The following is a 17288-nucleotide window of genomic DNA, read 5'->3' as shown; positions in this document are numbered from 1 at the left end:
CTGTCGAGCGGCCGACGCCCCGCGGCTGCGTCAGCCCAGCACTTCGGTCACGCCCGAGAGCATCAACCCCTGGGCGCCGAGGGTCCTGACCCGGTCCGCGCCCGTGCGCGTCGGGATGATGTGGCCGATGACCGGCTTGCCCAGCGCCGTCACCTGCGACCAGCTGCCGCTCGACGCCTGGTAGTCGAGCCCGAGCGAGGACCAGCGCGCCTGGGTCGAGCTCAGCAGCTCGGGCGCCGCCTCGATTTCCGCGCCGTAGTAGTACCCCCAGGAACGCCACTTCTGCTCGGCCGCGAACGCCGGCCACGCGCCGCTGGTGCAGTAGCCCTTCGCTACGAACGTCTCGCGAGGCCTCGACACGCGCTTCGTCAGCTTCAGCAGTTCAGGGAAGTGCTCCGCCGGAACCACCTTCGGGTCGATGAAGATCGTGTGGGTCTCCCCGAACTCGCGCAGCAGGTCCTCGAAACGCAGGTACGGCCTCCGGGGCTGTGCGGGGTCGCTGGTCTCGGCGGCGGTGATCGTGTGCTTCGAGACCTCGCTCCAGGTGTGGCCGGCGGCGACGAATCCCGAGGTGCCGGATGTGCGGTCGAGGGTCGCATCGTGGAGTCCGAACCACACGCCGTCGGCGGTGCGCGCCAGGGAGATCTCGAGGGCATCCACGTGATGGGCGGCCGACTGCTGGTACGCGAACAGCGACATCTCGGGCCAGTCGGCGGAACCGCCGCGATGCGCGACCGTGAACGGGTCGGAGGCGAAGAGCTCGCTGACGCGCTTGCCGCGGGGGACGCCGGAGAAGATCGTGTTCTGCAGCACCAGCGGCTCGGCGAGCACGGCGGCCGTCGTCAGCGCGGCTGCAGCGCCGACGGCTCCGATCAGGAACGCGCGCCGCGTCACCGACGGGCGCGACGCATCCGCGGAGGGCGGCGCTGTCGGCTCGGGCATGCGGCACTCTAACCCGCCGCACCGGGAAACGGGAGCGTTCTCGCTGAGCATCGCCGCACAGTCCGGTGCGCGTCGGTGCCGGCGCGTCGCGCATCCGCCATGCTGTCGGTCGGATGCGCACCTGCTGTACACCGCGTATAGTCCAGCAGGCGACGCCCCGACCTACGATCGCGGTGAGTCGTGAACCTCGAAGATCGAACACGAACCATCGAACGGAAGACAGGCAATGAGCAGCATCGAACGTGATGTGGTGATCGTGGGCGCAGGCGCCTCCGGTCTCACCGCGGCCACCGAACTGAAGAAGGCCGGGCTCACCGTGGCCGTGCTCGAAGCCCGCGACCGCGTCGGCGGGCGGCTCTGGACCGACGACGTCGACGGCGCCACGCTCGAGATCGGCGGCCAGTGGGTCTCTCCCGATCAGGATGCGCTCATCGACACCCTCGCCGACCTCGGCCTCGAGACCTACGAGCGCTATCGCGAGGGCCGCAACATCTACATCAGTCCGAGCGGAGAGCGCCGCACCTTCGACGGCGAGATCTTCCCTGTGCCGCCCAAGACCGAGCACGAGATCGTCAGCCTGATCGACAAGCTCGACGCGCTGGTGGCCGAGATCGACCCGGATCGCCCGTGGGAGCACCCGCTCGCCGAGGAGCTCGACGAGATCTCGTTCCGGCGCTGGCTCGAGACGCAGACCGACGATGAGGAGGCGCGGCTCAACATCGGCATGTTCATCGCCGGGGCGATGCTCACCAAGCCGGCCCACGCGTTCTCGGCGCTGCAGGCGCTGCTGATGGCCGCCTCGGCGGGCAGCTTCTCGAACCTGGTCGACGCCGACTTCATCCTCGACAAGCGGGTCAAGGGCGGACTGCAGCAGGTGCCGCTGCTGCTCGCCGACCGACTCGGCGACGACGTGCACCTCAACGCGCCGGTGCGGACCCTGCGCTGGGACGAGGCGGGAGTCACGGCGATCGCAGACGGTGTCGAGGTGAAGGCGCGGTTCGCCATCCTGGCCCTGCCACCCGTGCTGATCAGCAGGATCTCGTACGAGCCTCCACTGCCGCGCCGCCAGCAGCAGCTGCACCAGCACTTGTCGATGGGTTTCGTCATCAAGGTGCACGCGGTCTACGAGACGCCGTTCTGGCGCGAAGACGGCTACTCGGGAACGGCGTTCAGCCCGTACGAGCTCGTACACGAGGCGTACGACAACTGCTACGACGGAGACCCGCGCGGGACGCTCGTCGGCTTCGTCTCGGATGAGGCGGCCGACGCGGTCTTCCGGCTTTCGGCCGAGGAGCGCAAGGTGCGCATCCTGGAGTCGCTCTCGCACTACTACGGCGAGAAGGCGCTGAGCCCGGTCGTCTACTACGAGAGCGACTGGGGCAGCGAGGAGTGGACGCGCGGCGCCTACGCGGCCAGCTTCGACATGGGCGGGCTGGCGCGCTACGGCGCCGACCTGCGCACGCCCGTCGGGCCGATCCACTTCTCGTGCAGCGACATGGCCGGCAAGGGATACCAGCACGTCGACGGCGCGATCCGCGTCGGGCGCGAGACGGCCGCGGCGATCATCGGGGCGGCCTGACCGCTCCCCTCAAGCTGGGCGCGGCCCGTCGTGGAGCGCCGCGCCCACCCTCCACCACAATCGAGTCCGAACTTGTTGCGCTGCCGCATGGCGTGTCGGGGCAACAAGTTCGGACTCGATTGCGTGTGCGCGGCGCGCGGAGCGGGGCGGGGTGCGCGGCGCGCGCGGGTTCAGAGCGCGGGCTGCTGCTGCGTGATGCAGTGGATGCCGCCGCCGCGCGCGAAGAGCGGGCGTGCATCGACGGTCACGACGCGACGGCCCGGGTACGCGTCGGCGAGGAGCGCGGCCGCTTCGGCGTCGTGCGCGTCGCCGAAGCTGCACGCGATCACGCCGTCGTTGACGAGCAGGTGGTTGATGTAGCTGTAGTCGGTCCAGCCCTCGTCGTCGCGCAGCGTGGCCGGCGCCGGAACCTCGATGATCTCGAGGGCGCGGCCCGCCGCATCCGTCGCCGATTCGAGCGCGGCGCGGATCTCGCGTGAGACGGCGGCATCCGGATGCGACTTGTCGCGCTGGGTGTGCAGCAGCACGACGCCGGGCCGGGCGAACGCCGCGACGATGTCGACGTGGCCGCGGGTTCCGAAGCGCTCGGAGTCCCGGGTGAGCCCGCGCGGAAGCCAGATCGTCGTCGTCGCGCCGATGGTCCGTGCGAACTCCGCCTCGATCTCCGGCTTCGTGATCCCGGGGTTGCGTCCGGGATCGAGCTGCACCGTGTCCGTCGCGAGAACCGTTCCCTCGCCATCGACGTGGATACCGCCGCCCTCGTTCACGAGACCGCTCGAGATCAGCTCGGCGCCCGACCACGACGCGACCTGCGCGCCGACCAGGCTGTCCTTGTCCCACTGCGCCCAGTCCTGCGCGCCCCAGCCGTTGAACACCCAGTCGACCGCGCCGAGCTCGCCGGTCTCCGATCGCACGAAGGTCGGACCCATGTCGCGCATCCAGGCGTCGTTGAGCGGCGCCTCGTGCAGCTCGATCGAACCGGAGAGGTAGCGCGGCGCAATGTCGCGGTCGCGGGGATCGACGACGACCGACACCGGTTCGAACTCCGCGGTGGCATTGGCGACAGCGGCCCAGGTGGTGCGCGCCTCTTCCGCCTCCTCGGCCGTGTCGCCGAGCGTGTAGCCGGCGGTCGGCCAGGCCAGCCAGGTGCGCTCGTGCCGGTCGCCCTCGTGGGGCATCGTCCAACTCATCGGGCGTCGCTCGAGCCGGAGGCGCCCAGCACCTCGTACGTGTCGGGGCGGCGCGTGGCCAGAAACGGGAACAGCTCCAGCCAGTCGTCACGCTGCGGCAGGTCGAGGTCGACCACGAGCACGGCCTGCTCGTCGCGCGGCGCCTCGGCGAGGATGCGGCCGTAGGGGTCGCTGACGAACGACGATCCGTAGAAGGTGTTGCCCGGGGTGCCATCCGGTCGCGTCTCGGAGCCGATGCGGTTCGGCACCACCATGAAGGTGCCGTTCGCGATGCCGTTGCCGACGATGACCTGGCGCCACAGCGGCTGCGTGTCGAACTCGGGATGGTCGGGCTCGGAGCCGATCGCGGTCGGGTAGACCAGCACGTTGGCGCCCTGCAGGCTGTAGGCGCGCGCGACCTCGGGGAACCACTCGTCCCAGCACGTCGGCATGCCGAGTCGCACGCCGGGCAGGGCCGCGACCTCGTGCACAGGGTACGGCTGCTCGGCCGGACCGGCGCGGAAGTACTTGTCTTCGTAGTAGCCGGCCGTCACCGGGATGTGCAGCTTGTGCGTCTTGGCTACGATCTCGCCCGACGGCGCGACCACGATGGCCGTGTTCAGGCCGCGTCCGTCGCTGTCGCCGGTGCGCTGGTAGAGCGAGGCGTGCACGTAGACGTCGTTCGCCGCGGCGGCTTCGGCCGCCCAGCGACGGGTCGGCCCGGTCTCCAGGTCTTCGGCCAGCTCGTCGGCGCGGCCGGTCGGCAGCGTGTCGGCCGGGTAGCGGGAGAGGGTCAGCTCGGGCAGGAAGACGATCTGCGCCCCGTCGGCGGCCGCGATCGCGACGGCGGAGCTGAGCTCGGCGGCGAGGGTCTCGGCGTCGGGCTGCCAGGCGTGCTGCACGACGCCGATGCGCAGCGGCGCGCTGTCGTCGCGGCTGCCGGGCACGCGGGCGAGCGAGGTCGGGGGAGTGGTGGCGCGGACGAGCGTGAAGGTCATGGGTTCCATCCGGATGCTAAAACGAATAGTGTTCGTTTATTATGCACACCGTGAGCCGCGAGCGAAAGGGGCAGCCGTGCCGAGACCGTCATCGCCCATCCTGAGCGCCGACGGGATCGCCGATGCGGCGATCGCCCTCGTCGACGCCGGCAAGGCGTTCGGCGTCAACGCGCTCGCCCGCGAACTCGGTGTTACGCCGTCGTCGCTCTACAACCACGTCGAGGGCCGGGATGCGATCGTCGAGCTGATGCGCGGGCGCCTCGCGGTGCGTGCGGCGATCTCGGTTCCCGAGGGGCTCGCGTGGGACGCCGTCGTCGCGTACGTGGTGCGCTCGCAGCGCGCGATGTTCGCCGAGCATCCGCTCGTGCTGCCGCTGCTGGTCGGCAAGCCGGTGACGGATGTGACCGTGCTCGGCTACTACGAAGCGCTCGCCGAGGCCCTGCTGTCTGCCGGGTTCCCCGACGACGAGGTGCTCGTGATCGTGGCCGTGCTCGATGCCTTCGCGTTGGGCTCCGGGCTCGACCTGTCGGCGCCGCCCGAGGTGTGGCAGGCGGAACCGGGGAGCGCACTCGGCCGGCTGGTGGCGGGCGGCGAACCCGGGCAGGTTCGGGCGGACCGCGCGTTCGACCTCGGGGTCGATCTGCTGCTGGCGTCGCTGCGCGCGAGGCTGGCCGGCGCATGACTCCGGATGATCGGCCCTGCACAACTCCGGATGATCGGGCCTGATCGGCGTCGAGCATCCGGAGTCATGCCGCAGTGGGCCGCGTGTCGCCTCGGACTTCCGGAGTTACGGGCGGTCCGGGCGTGGCGCGCCCCGCGTGGCTGACCCTAGGCGGCCCGGATGACCCAGCTCGCCGTCGACGTCGCGCCGGGCTCGAGCACGATCAGGTCGATGCCCGAGTTGAACGCGTCGGGCGGGCAGGTCATCGGCTCGACCGCGAGACCGGCCCGGTGGGCATCCGATGCCGGGTTGTCGGCGGTGTGGATCTGCACCCACGGGCACGCGGTGTCCCAGGTCATCGCGGTTCCGCTGCCGTCGGCGGCGCGGACGGTGACGGTCGTGATGCCGGCATCGTCGCGCTCGAGGTCGGTGAAGGCGTGGTCGATGAAGAGGTCGCCGATGAGGTGCGGGGTGCGGAAGTCGAAGGCTCCGCCGTTCTCCGTCTGCACGTCGGCGTTCCCTACCGGGAGGAGGCGGTCCTCGGTGACGGTGAGCACCGTCGACGCCGGGAGGTGGAGCGCCCAGTCGTCGACGCGTCCGGGGCCGGCGACGAGGTAGGGATGCGGGGCGGTGCCCCAGGGGGCAGCGTCGGTGCCGGAGTTGGTGGCGGTGACGGCGGTGTGCAGGCCGTCCTCGTCGAGGGTGAAGGTGACGTCGACGTCGACGCGGTGCGGGTAGCCGGCCTGCGCTTCGATGGTCGCCTCGAGGGTGACGCTGCTCGCGGAGCGGTCGACGACCTCGAAGTCCAGCCAGGCCGCCAGGCCGTGCAGCGCGTTGCCGCGGGCGGGCTCGGTGAGCGGCAGCTGCTGCTCCACGCCGTTGAAGGTGTAGCGGCCGTCGGCGACGCGGTTCGGCCAGGGCGCGAGCGTCGCGCCGCGGAATGCAGGTCGCACCTCATCGGCGTCGAACGGGACGACGAGCGGGCGCCCCTTGAATTCGAGCGTGCGGAGGGTGGCGCCCACGGAGGCGATGGTCGCGTGGTAGTCGCCAGCGCTGAGGCCGTAGTGGGTCCCGGAGATCGGAGTGGTCATCTGGCCATTCTGCCGAATCCCGGGGCCGAGCACAGCGGATCGCGGTTTCGATCCGCGTCATCCCGGGTCCGATCGCCGTCATGGTGGGGCCGATCGCCGCCGTGGGGCCGGTCGCCGTCATGGCGGGCCGATCGCCGTCATCCCGGCCGTGAGTACAGTCGATGTCATGTCGGAGACGCGAGAAGAGACCGGTGCGGGCATCGCGGAGCGGGCGGCGTTGAGCGGCGACGAGAGCATCGTGCTGGCCGAATTCGACGCGCCGCCGAACGATCCCGTGCCGCTGCTGCGGGCGTGGCTCGACGGTGCGGAGGCGGCGGCCGTGCGGGAGCCGTGGGCGGCCTCCCTCGCGACGGCGGGCGCGGTCGATGGCGGCACCGTGCTTCCGTCGACGCGGATCATCCTGGTCAAGGACCTCGATGCGCAGGGCTTCCTGTTCGGCACCTACACGTCGAGCCGCAAGGGTCGCGACCTCGCGGCGACGCCGTACGCGGCGCTCGGGTTCTACTGGCGGGAGACGATGCAGCAGTTGCGGGTGGAAGGACCGGTGGAGCGGCTCTCCGACGCCGAGTCTGCGGCGCTCTTCGCCGATCGACCGCGGGCGGCGCAGGCGACGACGGCCGCCTCACGACAGGGTGCGCCGCTCGACGACGAGGGCGGGCTCGCGGCGCGGGCGGCTGCGCTCGATGAGGGTTCGGACGCCATCCGGATGCCCGGCGATTGGGCCGCCTACCGTCTGGTGCCGACGTCGATCGAGTTCTGGCAGGGGCGTACGTCCCGCCTGCACCGCCGCCTCGCGTACCGGCGTACCTCGGTTGCCGCGCCCTGGACGCACGCCCGCCTCCAGCCCTGAGCCCCTGCGCCCGCCGCCCGGGTTCGCTCAGGTGGCTCGATCAAGTTGTTCGGCCGAGCCATTTCATCGAGTCGGGGATTATGCACGCCAGAGGGGCGCTGGGCGTGATTAACGCCCGACTCGATTCAGTCGTTTGAGTTGATCGAATCCACACGTAGGAAGGGGAGGCTGGGGCAGGCGCAGCGCAGCGTAGCGAGAACGAAACGTGGGGAAACGTGGGGGAAACGCGCGCTGGGTAGTGTCCGGACATGGGAGATCTCTTCGACAGCTACGGCAGTCTGGCCGTGCGCAGGCGGCGGGGGAGAAGCGCCGCCTGGGACGAGATGTTCGGCGACTACGGCCGCTCCGCCGAGGCGGCCAACGCCCGCCCCGCCTACCGCGAGCTCTACACCGCCCTCGCCGCCCTCACCCAGGACGAGCTGCGCGGCCGCACCGATGCTCTCGCCAGTTCATACCTCGCCCAGGGTGTGACCTTCGACTTCGCGGGCGAGGAGCGTCCGTTCCCGCTGGACGCGGTTCCGCGCGTGATCGAGCAGCGCGAGTGGATGCGCGTCGAAGCCGGCGTCAAACAGCGGGTCCATGCGCTCGAGGCCTTTCTGAGCGACGTCTACGGCGCGCAGAACGCCGTGCGCGACGGCGTCATCCCGGCGGGGCTCATCACGTCGTCGGCGCACTTCCATCGGGCCGCGGCCGGCATCGAGAGCGCGAACGGCGTGCGCATCCAGGTGTCGGGCATCGACCTGATCAGGGATGAACGCGGGGAGTGGCGCGTTCTCGAAGACAACGTGCGCGTGCCGAGCGGCGTGAGCTACGTGATCTCGAACCGGCGCGTCATGGCGCAGACCCTCCCGGAGCTGTTCACCTCGATGCGCGTCCGCCCGGTCGGCGACTATCCGTACCGGCTGCTGCAGGCGCTGCGGGCGAGCGCGCCCGGCGGCATGGAGGCGCCGAACGTCGTGGTGCTCACACCGGGCGTCTACAACTCGGCGTATTTCGAGCACACCCTCCTCGCGCGGCTCATGGGTGTCGAGCTCGTCGAGGGCCGCGATCTGTTCTGCTCCGGCGGCAAGGTGTGGATGCGCACCACCTCCGGCCCGCAGCGGGTCGACGTGATCTACCGCCGGATCGACGACGAGTTCATCGATCCGCTGCAGTTCCGCGTCGACTCGGTGCTCGGAACGCCCGGCCTGATGCTGGCAGCCCGGCTCGGCAATGTGACGATCGCGAACGCGGTCGGCAACGGCGTCGCGGACGACAAGCTCGTCTACACCTACCTTCCCGACCTCATCCGGTACTACCTCGCCGAGGAACCGGTGATCCCCAACGTCGACACCTGGCGGCTGGAGGATACGGAGGCGCTCGCCGAGGTGCTCGACCGGCTGGACGAGCTCGTGATCAAGCCGGTGGACGGCAGCGGCGGCAAGGGCCTGGTGATCGGACCGGATGCGAACAAGAAGGAGCTCGCCGAGCTGAAGTCCCGGCTGCTCGCCGACCCCCGGGGCTGGATCGCTCAGCCGGTGGTGCAGCTGTCGACCATCCCGACGCTCGTCGAAGACGGGATGCGCCCGCGTCACGTCGACCTCCGCCCGTTCGCGGTCAACGACGGCCGCGACGTCTGGGTGCTGCCCGGCGGTCTCACGCGCGTCGCGCTCGCCGAGGGCCAGCTCGTCGTCAACAGCAGCCAGGGCGGCGGATCCAAGGACACCTGGGTGGTCGGGATGCCGGGAGCGGCGCCGGAGCCCGGCCAGGAGGGGCGCGGCGTCTCCGACCTCGTCGCGGATCAGGCGTCGACCTCGCTCGCGACCTACGGAACGCAGCACCCGCCGGACCATTCGGACCAGGACGCCCCGCGCAGCGACCAGCAGCAGCAACAGCAGCAGAGTCGGCAGCACCCGGTTCGGCATCCGTCGCGACCACGGCAGCCCGTCGGCGACGAGGAGTCCCCATGCTGAGCCGCATCGCGTCGAGCCTGTTCTGGATCGGACGCTACATCGAGCGCAGCGACGGCACCGCGCGCATCCTGGACGTGCACCTGCAGCTGCTGCTCGAGGATCCGTGGATCGACGAGGACACCGCCTGCCGCTCCCTGCTCGGCGTGATGGGCAGCGAGGCGCCCGACGGCGAGCTGGCGCGGGAGGACGTCCTGCGCATCCTGGCCGTCGATCGCAGCGCGCCGGCCTCCATCGTGTACTCGCTCGGTGCGGCCAGGGAGAATGCCCGCCGCGCCCGCGAGATCGTCTCGACCGAACTGTGGGAGTGCCTCAACACCACCAGCGCCCGGATGCCCCGCCGCGTCACGAGCGATAAGGTGCACGAGTTCTTCACCTGGGTGCGCGACCGCACGGCGCTCGCCGTCGGCATCATGGACTCGGGTGCGAGCCGCGACGAGGCGTGGCACTTCTTCACGCTCGGGCGCAGCCTGGAACGGGCGGACATGACCGCCCGCCTGCTGGCCACCCGCTCGCTGACCGAGGCGAGCGGACCGAGCTGGACGACCATCCTGCGCTCGTGCGGCGCGTACGAGCCGTACCTGCGCACGTACCGCGGGGTGCCGTCGGCCAGGAACGCGGCGGAGTTCCTACTGCACGATCGGCTGTTCCCGCGCAGCATCCTGTACTCGGTGACCCGCGCCGTGGAGAGTCTGCGCGACATCGAGCCGCGACTCGAACGGGCCGGCGTCTCCGATCGCGCGCAGCGGATGCTCGGGCAGATCCAGAGCGAGCTCGAATTCCGTCCCGTGGCCGAGGTGCTCGACGACCTGCCCGCGTACATGTCCGACATCCAGGATGCGACGAGCGCGGCCACCGAGGCGATCCGCCGCCGGTACTTCCCCGAGAACGTCGCGCCCAGCTGGATCGGAGACAAAGGATGAAGCGGCTGAGGGTCACGCACTCGACAGGCTTCCGCTACGACGCCGAGGTGACGGCGTCGTACAACGAGGCCAGGATGCTCCCCGTCTCCGGCGAGCGGCAGCTGGTGCTGCACGCGAATCTGGACGTGCATCCGGTCTCGTCGCATCACCAGTACACCGACTATTGGGGCACGCGGGTTCTGGCCTTCGACGTGCTCGACCCGCACCGGGAGCTGACGATCACGGCCAGCAGCCTGGTCGAAGTGCTCGAGGCGCCGCATCCGGTGCCGGTGCTCGGCTGGGAGCAGCTGGATGAGCAGGTGCGGCGGTCGGGCGAGCAGGTGCAACAGCTTCGGCAGACGGAGCTGACCGAGCCTCCGGAGTCGGTGGTCGCGCTGGCGGCGTCGGTGCGGGAGGCGGCCGGCGACGATCCGTGCGGCGCGGCACATGCGATCTGCGAGGCGGTCGGCGAGGCGATGGAGTACGTCAGCGGGGTGACGGGGGTCAGCTCGACGGCGGCGGAGGCCTGGGAGTCGAAGAAGGGCGTGTGCCAGGACATCGCGCACGTGGCGGTCGGCGCGCTGCGATCGGTGGGCATCCCGGCCAGGTACGTGTCGGGGTACCTGCATCCACGCCCGGACGCCGCCATCGGTGAGACGGTGGTGGGGGAGTCGCACGCCTGGGTGGAATGGTTCTGCGGCACGTGGCACGGGTACGACCCGACGAACCAGCTCGACATCGGCGACCGGCACGTGCGCGTGGGGCACGGGCGCGACTACACGGATGTGGCGCCGCTGCGCGGGGTGTACGCGGGCTCGGCGGGGTCGGAGTTGTTCGTCTCGGTGTCGATCACGCGGGAGTCGTGAGGCAACTCCGGAAGGTCGGGGGACGGGACGGCGTGTCTCCGCGTAGCTCCGGAACGTCGGGGTTTCAGCGTGGGAAGTTCCGGAGTTACGAGGCGCGGCGGTCAGCCGGCGGCCGTGAGCGCCGCGTAGAGGTCGGCGCGGCCCGCGAAGTCGCCGAGGTCCCGGCCGAGCAGGCGTTCGGCGTCCGCGACGCGCGCACGCAGGGTGTGGCGATGGATGCCCAGTTCGCGAGCGGCCACGTCGTACACGCCGTTGTGGTCGAGCCAGGTGCGCAGCACCGCCGGCAGAGACGGGTCGGCCGCGACGAGCGGTGCCAGAGCGGCGGCGGCGACGGCCCGGGCGTCGTCGGTCTGCAGCAGGGCGAGCATCCCGCCCTCGGCCAGGTCGTCGAAGGCGCGAACGGGGGTGTCGGCGCTCGCACGGTCCAGGGCGGCGGTCGCCTGCTGCAGTGCCCGCGCGACCCCCGCGATCGAACCGGGGGCTGAGACGCCGCCGCGCAGTTCGAAGCGCGATGCGACGCGTTCGACCGCCCGCACCGACTCTGCCGACTCCACCGAATTCGCCGACTCTACCGACTCGACCGACTCCGCCGACTCCGCCGACTCCGCCGACACCGCCGACTCAGCCGCGTTCGCGAGCAGCAGCACGAGCCCGTCCCCGTCGCGCGCGAACAGGTCGCTCTCCTCCGGGTGCAGTTCGAGCCACTCCGCCGCGGCCTCGACAGCCGCTCCCGTGAGCAGCCCGACCCGCACCGGACCCGTCGGCAACGCCCCGAGCACCGGCTCGGCGATCGAGGCGGCGAGGTCGTGATCTCCGGCCAGCAGCGCGCGCCACACCGCCGTGCGCAGGCGCCCGCGCGCGGCATCCGTCGCCCGGCTCTGCTCCAGGGCGAGGCCGGCCAGCGCGACGACGCCGGTGACCACCTGCTGGGCCGCCTGGTCGAGCGACTCGCTGCCGCCGATCGCGAGCACCCCGCGCAGGCGGCCGGCCGCGCCGAGGGTCTGCAGCGCGAACATGTCAGCGCCGACCGGGGCGGTGCCTGCGGCACGGCGGCGTCCCCGCAGCAACGGTTCGGCGCCGTCGGCGAGCGCGAGGCGGTCGGATGCTCGGAGTGCGTTCGCCGGGAACACCCGCTCGACGGCGCCCGCCGCACCGACGAGGGCGACCGGCCGCTCGATCTGCCGGGCGAGCTCTGCGAGAGTCGCGCCCAGGGCGTCCGGCCGGAGTGCGGCCAGCGAGATCGCACGTGAGGCGCGCAGTGCCCAGGTGTTCCGTGCGTAGGCATCGGCGGCGACCCGGTCGGCGACGAACCGGGCGATCGCGATGAACGGCGTGCGGTACGGCACCTCGAACAGCGGGAGGCCGTGACGGAGGCAGGCCTCGACCAGGGCATCCGGGGTGCCGTCGCGCACGACCTCGGTTCCGAAGCCGAGCCCGGCGATGCCGTGGCCGACGAGGCGGGCGACGTACGGTTCGACGTCATCCGGCACCCCGGTCACGAGCAGTACCTGACCGTCGCTGAGGAACGGCGTCGGGTCGGTCAGCTCGGAGCTGTGCACCCAGGGGACCGGGCGCTCCAGCGCCTCCGGGCTGCTCGGCGTGAGAAGCCGGAGGGCAAGCTCGGGGCGCGCGAGCAGCTGGGCGAGTGAGGCGGGCACGGCCTCTCCGATCTGCCAGCATGTCGAACGCGGGCAACGCAATTGTACGAGGTGTCGATGCCGTGCGTGCTCGCGTCTCCTTACGATGCCCCCATGACCATCGTCGACACCCCCGCCACCGTCATCGGCGGGCCCGCCCTCCCACAGGAGCGCCGGCTCGTCACGCCCATCCCCGGACCGGAGTCGCGCAAGCGCATGGAGCGCAAGTCGCGGGCCGTCGCCGCGGGCGTCGGAGCCACCGTCCCGGTGTTCGCTGCTGCGGCGGGCGGCGGTGTTCTCGTCGACGTCGACGGCAACTCACTCATCGACTTCGGATCGGGCATCGCCGTGACGGGTGTCGGCAACTCGGCCCCGCGCGTCGTCGAGGCCGTGACCGCCCAGCTCGCGAAGTTCACACACACCTGCTTCACCGTCGCCCCGTACGACTCCTACGTCGACGTGGCGGAGGCGCTCAACAGGCTCACCCCCGGCGACCACGCCAAGCGCAGCGCCCTGTTCAACTCGGGCGCCGAGGCCGTCGAGAACGCCGTCAAGATCGCCCGGCACTACACCGGCAAGCAGGCCGTCGTCGCCTTCGACCACGCCTATCACGGCCGCACCAACCTCACGATGGGCCTGACCGCCAAGAACCAGCCGTACAAGAACGGCTTCGGTCCGTTCGCTCCCGAGATCTACCGCGCGCCGCTGTCGTACCCGCTGCGGGATGGCGGCCTGTCCGGTGCCGAGGCGGCGAAGCGTGCGATCAGCATGATCGAGAAGCAGATCGGCGCCTCGAACCTCGCCGCACTCATCATCGAGCCGATCCAGGGCGAGGGCGGATTCATCGTCCCCGCCGACGGCTTCCTGCCCGCGCTGGCCGACTGGGCCGCCGCGAACGGCGTCGTCTTCATCGCCGACGAGGTGCAGACCGGCTTCGCCCGCACCGGCACCATGTTCGCCTCCGAGCAGTTCGGCATCGTGCCCGACCTCATCGTCACCGCGAAGGGGATCGCGGGCGGCCTGCCGCTCTCCGCGGTCACCGGCCGGGCCGAGATCATGGACGCCCCGCAGCTGGGCGGCCTCGGCGGCACGTACGGCGGCAACCCGCTCGCCTGCGTGGCCGCGCTCGCCACGATCGAGACCTACGAGACCGAGAACCTGGCCGAGCGGGCCCGCGAGATCGGCGAGATCCTGTTCGAGAAGCTCGGCGCCCTGCGCGACGCCGACCCGCGCGTCGCCGAGGTGCGCGGCCGTGGCGCGATGGTCGCGATCGAACTCGTCGACCCCGAGACGGGCGAGCCGGATGCCGCACTCACCTCGGCCGTGGCGGCTGCGGTCCACGCCGCCGGCGTCGTGCTGCTGACCTGCGGAACGTACGGCAACGTCATCCGGTTCCTGCCACCCCTGAGCATCCCGGATCACCTGCTCGTCGAGGGTCTCGACGTCGTCGCGGAAGCGCTGGCGAACGCATGAGCGCCGTGGACACTCCAGCCGCCGCAAGCGCCGCAAGCGCCGCGAGCGCCGGCCCGGCTCCCGAGCTGACCGAGCGCGAACGCGAGCTGCTCTCCCGCGTCCCGGACGGCCTGTACATCGGCGGCCGCTGGGAGGCCGGAACGCGCGACCCCATCGAGGTCAGCGATCCGGCGACGGGTCGCGTCATCAAGCGCATCGCCAATGCGGCACCGGAGGACGGCATCCGTGCTCTGGACGCGGCGGTCGAGGCGGCGGAGGCGTGGGCGGCGACCCCGCCCCGCACCCGCGCCGAGATCCTGCGGCGCGCGTTCGACCTGCTGCAGGAGCGGCGTGACGACTTCGCGCTGCTGATGACGCTGGAGATGGGCAAGCCGCTCGCGGAGGCCAACGGCGAGGTCACCTACGGCGGCGAGTTCCTGCGGTGGTTCAGCGAGGAGGCCGTGCGCATCTCGGGCCGCTACGGGCAGAACCCCGAGGGCACGGGAACCATGGTCGTCTCGCAGCGACCTGTGGGGCCGTGCTTCCTGATCACGCCGTGGAATTTCCCGCTGGCGATGGCCACCCGCAAGATCGCCCCGGCGCTCGCCGCGGGCTGCACGGTGGTCGTCAAGCCCGCCGAGCTCACGCCCCTCACGACGCTGTTCTTCGCGCAGCTGCTGACGGACGCCGGCGTGCCCGCCGGTGTCGTCAACGTGGTGCAGACCAGCACGGCCGGTGCGCTCTCCGAGCCGATCATCGCCGACCCGCGGCTGCGCAAGCTGTCGTTCACGGGCTCGACGCCGGTCGGGCGCCGCCTCCTCGCGCAGGCCGGGCAGAACGTGCTGCGCACCTCGATGGAACTCGGTGGGAATGCGCCGTTCGTCGTGTTCGAGGACGCCGACCTGGGGAAGGCGGCGGAGGGCGCGATGCTCGCGAAGTTCCGCAACATCGGCCAGGCCTGCACGGCGGCGAACCGGTTCATCGTGCACGAGTCCGTCGCCGAAGAGTTCGCCGCGCGCGTCACCGAGCGGGTTCAGGCGCTGCAGGTCGGGCGCGGAACCGACGACGGTGTGACGATCGGCCCGCTGATCGACGAGCGCGCGGTCGCGTCGATGGGCGAGCTCATCGCGGATGCGTCGTCGCGCGGCGCCCGGGTGCTCACCGGGGGCTCGGCGCCGGAGGGCGACGGCTACTTCTTCGAGCCGACGGTCATCACCGATGTGAAGCCCGGCAGCGACATCCTGAACGAGGAGATTTTCGGCCCGGTGCTGGCGATCTCGACGTTCGCGACGGAGGACGAGGCGGTGGCCGCGGCCAATTCGACCGAATACGGTCTCGTCGGCTACGTGTTCACGCGCGATCTCGCCCGCGGGCAGCGGATGATCGACCGCATCGACACCGGGATGATGGGCCTCAACACGGGCCTGGTGTCGAACGCGGCTGCTCCCTTCGGCGGCGTGAAGCAGTCGGGCCTCGGTCGCGAGGGCGGACTCGAGGGCATCCACGAGTACCTGAGCCCCAAGTACACGCTCATCCCCGCCTCCTGACCTTCAATCGAGTCCGGGCTTAATCACGCTGCGCGCCGCGCGCCAGCTGATTTTGCCCGGACTCGATTGCGTGCGGGTCAGGTGCGGTCGTCGGAGAGCTCTTCGGCGAGCTTCTGTTTGACGTCGTGCTCGACGAGCACGGGAACGAAGTCGCGCACCGGCGCGCCCTCGAACGTCTCGTGCTCCTCTTCGACGAGCTCCTCGATATGCTCGCGGTCGACCTCGGGGAACCGTTCCGCCAGCCGGTCGGCCGCGTGCTCGACCGCGATGTTCTCTTCGTCGGCGACGTGGTCGCCGGGCTGCTGATCGCTCATTGCGCGATTATCCCTGTCTGGGGTGAACGGTCAACCTCTGCCGACGCGATCGAGTCCGGGAGAAGTCGCTCGCCGCGCGGGCGGAGACGCGATTTCTCCCGGACTCGATTGCAGGGGGACTAGGCGGGGAGGGCGTTGGCCTGGGCGACGGAGCCCAGCCAGGCGAGCGAGGGCTTCGGCGTGCGCGCGAAGGTCTCGCGGTCGACGGCGATGAGCCCGAAGGTCGGACGGTACCCGCTCGCCCACTCGTAGTTGTCGAGCGCGCTCCAGTGCAGGTACCCCTCGAGCCGGACGCCGTCCTCGATCACCACATGCAGCTCACGCAGGGCGGCATCCGTGTAGGCGATACGTCGCTCGTCGTCGGAGGTCGCGATGCCGTTCTCGGTGATCATCACGGGGACGCCGCCGGACAGCTCCCACGCGCTGCGCACGCCCTCGGCCGCCGCGGGCGGGTAGAACTCCCAGCCCGTGAGCGTGGTCTCCACATCATCGGCCACCGGAAGCGGTCCGTTCGGGCCGATGAAGGTGCGCGTGTACGCCTGCACGCCGACGAAGTCGTCGCCGGCGGACTGCTCGAGGTACCAGTCGTCGCGCGGGTAGCCGTACTCGCGCAGCTTCTCGTCCGAGCCGGGCTCGCCGTTCGAGCGGAACGCCTGGGTCGCGATGGTCCATCCGCTCTTCAGCCCGGAGACCTGCGACAGCACCTCACGCGAACGCCGGTGCGAGGCGAGCAGAGCATCCGCGACCCCGAGATCCGGGTTGGGGAGCCCGTAGGCGACCAGGTTCGCCGCGTCCTCTCCGCCCGCGAGCATGGCCGCGATGTTGGGCTCGTTGATCGTGCAGACGTAGTCGACGCCGTCGGAGACGATCGGCAGCGCGAGCTCGGTGTAGCGGGCGAACAGGTCCGCCGCATCCGGAGCGCGCCAGAAACCGTCGCGCTCGAACCAGCGCGGCACCGTGAAGTGCATCAACGTCACGACCGGGTTCAACCCGAACTCGTGGGCGGCATCGACCATGCGGCGGTAGTGGTCGATCTCGGCGCGGGACACGAAGCCGCGCTCGGGCTCGATGCGGGCCCACTCCACACTGAACCGGTAGGTGTTCAGCCCGGCGTCGGCGAGGAGCCGCATGTCTTCGCGGTAGCGGTGGTAGCTGTCCATGCCGTCACCGGACGGCTCGACGATCGAGGTGCCCGGGGTGTGCTCGTGCACCCACCAGTTGCTGTTGATGTTGTTGCCTTCGATCTGGTGGGCGGCGGTCGCCGCACCCCACAGGAAGCCGTTGGGGAAGGTGAGCACAGTTCTCCTGTTCATCGGTGGTTTCGTCTCGGC

General features: G+C 70.9%; 15 protein-coding genes. 8 read left to right on the top strand and 7 right to left on the bottom strand.

What is annotated here, in order from left to right:
* Positions 1 to 30: 30 nt before the first annotated feature.
* Positions 31 to 942, bottom strand: coding sequence for a glycerophosphodiester phosphodiesterase (locus AC1DB1_RS01620; RefSeq protein WP_477199540.1), 912 nt, complete (start codon positions 940 to 942; stop codon positions 31 to 33).
* A gap of 226 nt (positions 943 to 1168) precedes the next feature.
* Here AC1DB1_RS01620 and AC1DB1_RS01615 point away from each other — a divergent pair, with 226 nt between their 5' ends.
* Positions 1169 to 2521, top strand: a complete 1353-nt coding sequence (locus AC1DB1_RS01615) for a flavin monoamine oxidase family protein (RefSeq protein ID WP_477199539.1) — start codon at positions 1169 to 1171, stop codon at positions 2519 to 2521.
* Between the two features lie 170 nt (positions 2522 to 2691).
* On the opposite strand, the gene AC1DB1_RS01610 is transcribed toward AC1DB1_RS01615, so the two are convergent.
* A complete protein-coding gene (locus AC1DB1_RS01610) occupies positions 2692 to 3711 on the bottom strand; it encodes an agmatine deiminase family protein (RefSeq protein WP_477199538.1) in 1020 nt (339 codons plus the stop codon).
* Positions 3708 to 4688, bottom strand: coding sequence for a nitrilase-related carbon-nitrogen hydrolase (locus AC1DB1_RS01605; RefSeq protein ID WP_477200071.1), 981 nt, complete (start codon positions 4686 to 4688; stop codon positions 3708 to 3710). The genes AC1DB1_RS01610 and AC1DB1_RS01605 overlap by 4 nt, the downstream gene beginning before the upstream one ends.
* 76 nt (positions 4689 to 4764) lie before the next feature.
* Between AC1DB1_RS01605 and AC1DB1_RS01600 the strand changes: the two genes are divergently transcribed.
* Positions 4765 to 5370, top strand: a complete 606-nt coding sequence (locus tag AC1DB1_RS01600) for a TetR/AcrR family transcriptional regulator (protein WP_477199537.1) — start codon at positions 4765 to 4767, stop codon at positions 5368 to 5370.
* A 146-nt stretch (positions 5371 to 5516) separates the two neighbouring features.
* Here AC1DB1_RS01600 and AC1DB1_RS01595 read toward each other — a convergent pair whose 3' ends face one another.
* On the bottom strand, positions 5517 to 6440 hold the full coding sequence (locus AC1DB1_RS01595) for an aldose 1-epimerase family protein (RefSeq protein WP_477199536.1): 924 nt from the start codon (positions 6438 to 6440) through the stop codon (positions 5517 to 5519).
* A 166-nt stretch (positions 6441 to 6606) separates the two neighbouring features.
* On the opposite strand from AC1DB1_RS01595, the gene AC1DB1_RS01590 reads away from it, so the two are divergent.
* The 4 genes from AC1DB1_RS01590 (at position 6607) to AC1DB1_RS01575 (ending at position 11007) form a co-directional block, all read left to right on the top strand.
* A complete protein-coding gene (locus AC1DB1_RS01590) occupies positions 6607 to 7290 on the top strand; it encodes a pyridoxal 5'-phosphate synthase (RefSeq protein ID WP_477199535.1) in 684 nt (227 codons plus the stop codon).
* A 248-nt stretch (positions 7291 to 7538) separates the two neighbouring features.
* Positions 7539 to 9242: a circularly permuted type 2 ATP-grasp protein gene (locus AC1DB1_RS01585; protein WP_477199534.1), complete on the top strand. Its 1704-nt coding sequence runs from the start codon at positions 7539 to 7541 to the stop codon at positions 9240 to 9242.
* Positions 9236 to 10162: an alpha-E domain-containing protein gene (locus AC1DB1_RS01580; protein ID WP_477199533.1), complete on the top strand. Its 927-nt coding sequence runs from the start codon at positions 9236 to 9238 to the stop codon at positions 10160 to 10162. The genes AC1DB1_RS01585 and AC1DB1_RS01580 overlap by 7 nt, the downstream gene beginning before the upstream one ends.
* On the top strand, positions 10159 to 11007 hold the full coding sequence (locus AC1DB1_RS01575) for a transglutaminase family protein (RefSeq protein WP_477199532.1): 849 nt from the start codon (positions 10159 to 10161) through the stop codon (positions 11005 to 11007). The genes AC1DB1_RS01580 and AC1DB1_RS01575 overlap by 4 nt, the downstream gene beginning before the upstream one ends.
* A 101-nt stretch (positions 11008 to 11108) precedes the next feature.
* On the opposite strand, the gene AC1DB1_RS01570 is transcribed toward AC1DB1_RS01575, so the two are convergent.
* Positions 11109 to 12665, bottom strand: a complete 1557-nt coding sequence (locus tag AC1DB1_RS01570; RefSeq protein WP_477199531.1) for a PucR family transcriptional regulator — start codon at positions 12663 to 12665, stop codon at positions 11109 to 11111.
* A 93-nt stretch (positions 12666 to 12758) separates the two neighbouring features.
* Between AC1DB1_RS01570 and gabT the strand changes: the two genes are divergently transcribed.
* Together gabT and AC1DB1_RS01560 are read left to right on the top strand one after the other, a co-directional pair.
* Complete coding sequence (gene gabT, locus AC1DB1_RS01565) at positions 12759 to 14117, top strand: 4-aminobutyrate--2-oxoglutarate transaminase (protein WP_477199530.1); 1359 nt, start codon at positions 12759 to 12761, stop codon at positions 14115 to 14117.
* A gap of 65 nt (positions 14118 to 14182) precedes the next feature.
* Positions 14183 to 15643, top strand: a complete 1461-nt coding sequence (locus AC1DB1_RS01560; RefSeq protein WP_477200070.1) for an NAD-dependent succinate-semialdehyde dehydrogenase — start codon at positions 14183 to 14185, stop codon at positions 15641 to 15643.
* Positions 15644 to 15720: 77 nt separating this feature from the next.
* On the opposite strand, the gene AC1DB1_RS01555 is transcribed toward AC1DB1_RS01560, so the two are convergent.
* Together AC1DB1_RS01555 and AC1DB1_RS01550 are read right to left on the bottom strand one after the other, a co-directional pair.
* Positions 15721 to 15957, bottom strand: coding sequence for a three-helix bundle dimerization domain-containing protein (locus tag AC1DB1_RS01555; RefSeq protein ID WP_477199529.1), 237 nt, complete (start codon positions 15955 to 15957; stop codon positions 15721 to 15723).
* 119 nt (positions 15958 to 16076) lie between these two features.
* Positions 16077 to 17270, bottom strand: a complete 1194-nt coding sequence (locus AC1DB1_RS01550; protein ID WP_477199528.1) for a glycoside hydrolase family 1 protein — start codon at positions 17268 to 17270, stop codon at positions 16077 to 16079.
* Positions 17271 to 17288: the final 18 nt, after the last annotated feature.

This window comes from Leifsonia sp. 10N434, assembly GCF_056394405.1.
Note: the sequence above shows the minus strand (reverse complement) of the source record. Positions and strands in the feature narration are given on the sequence as shown.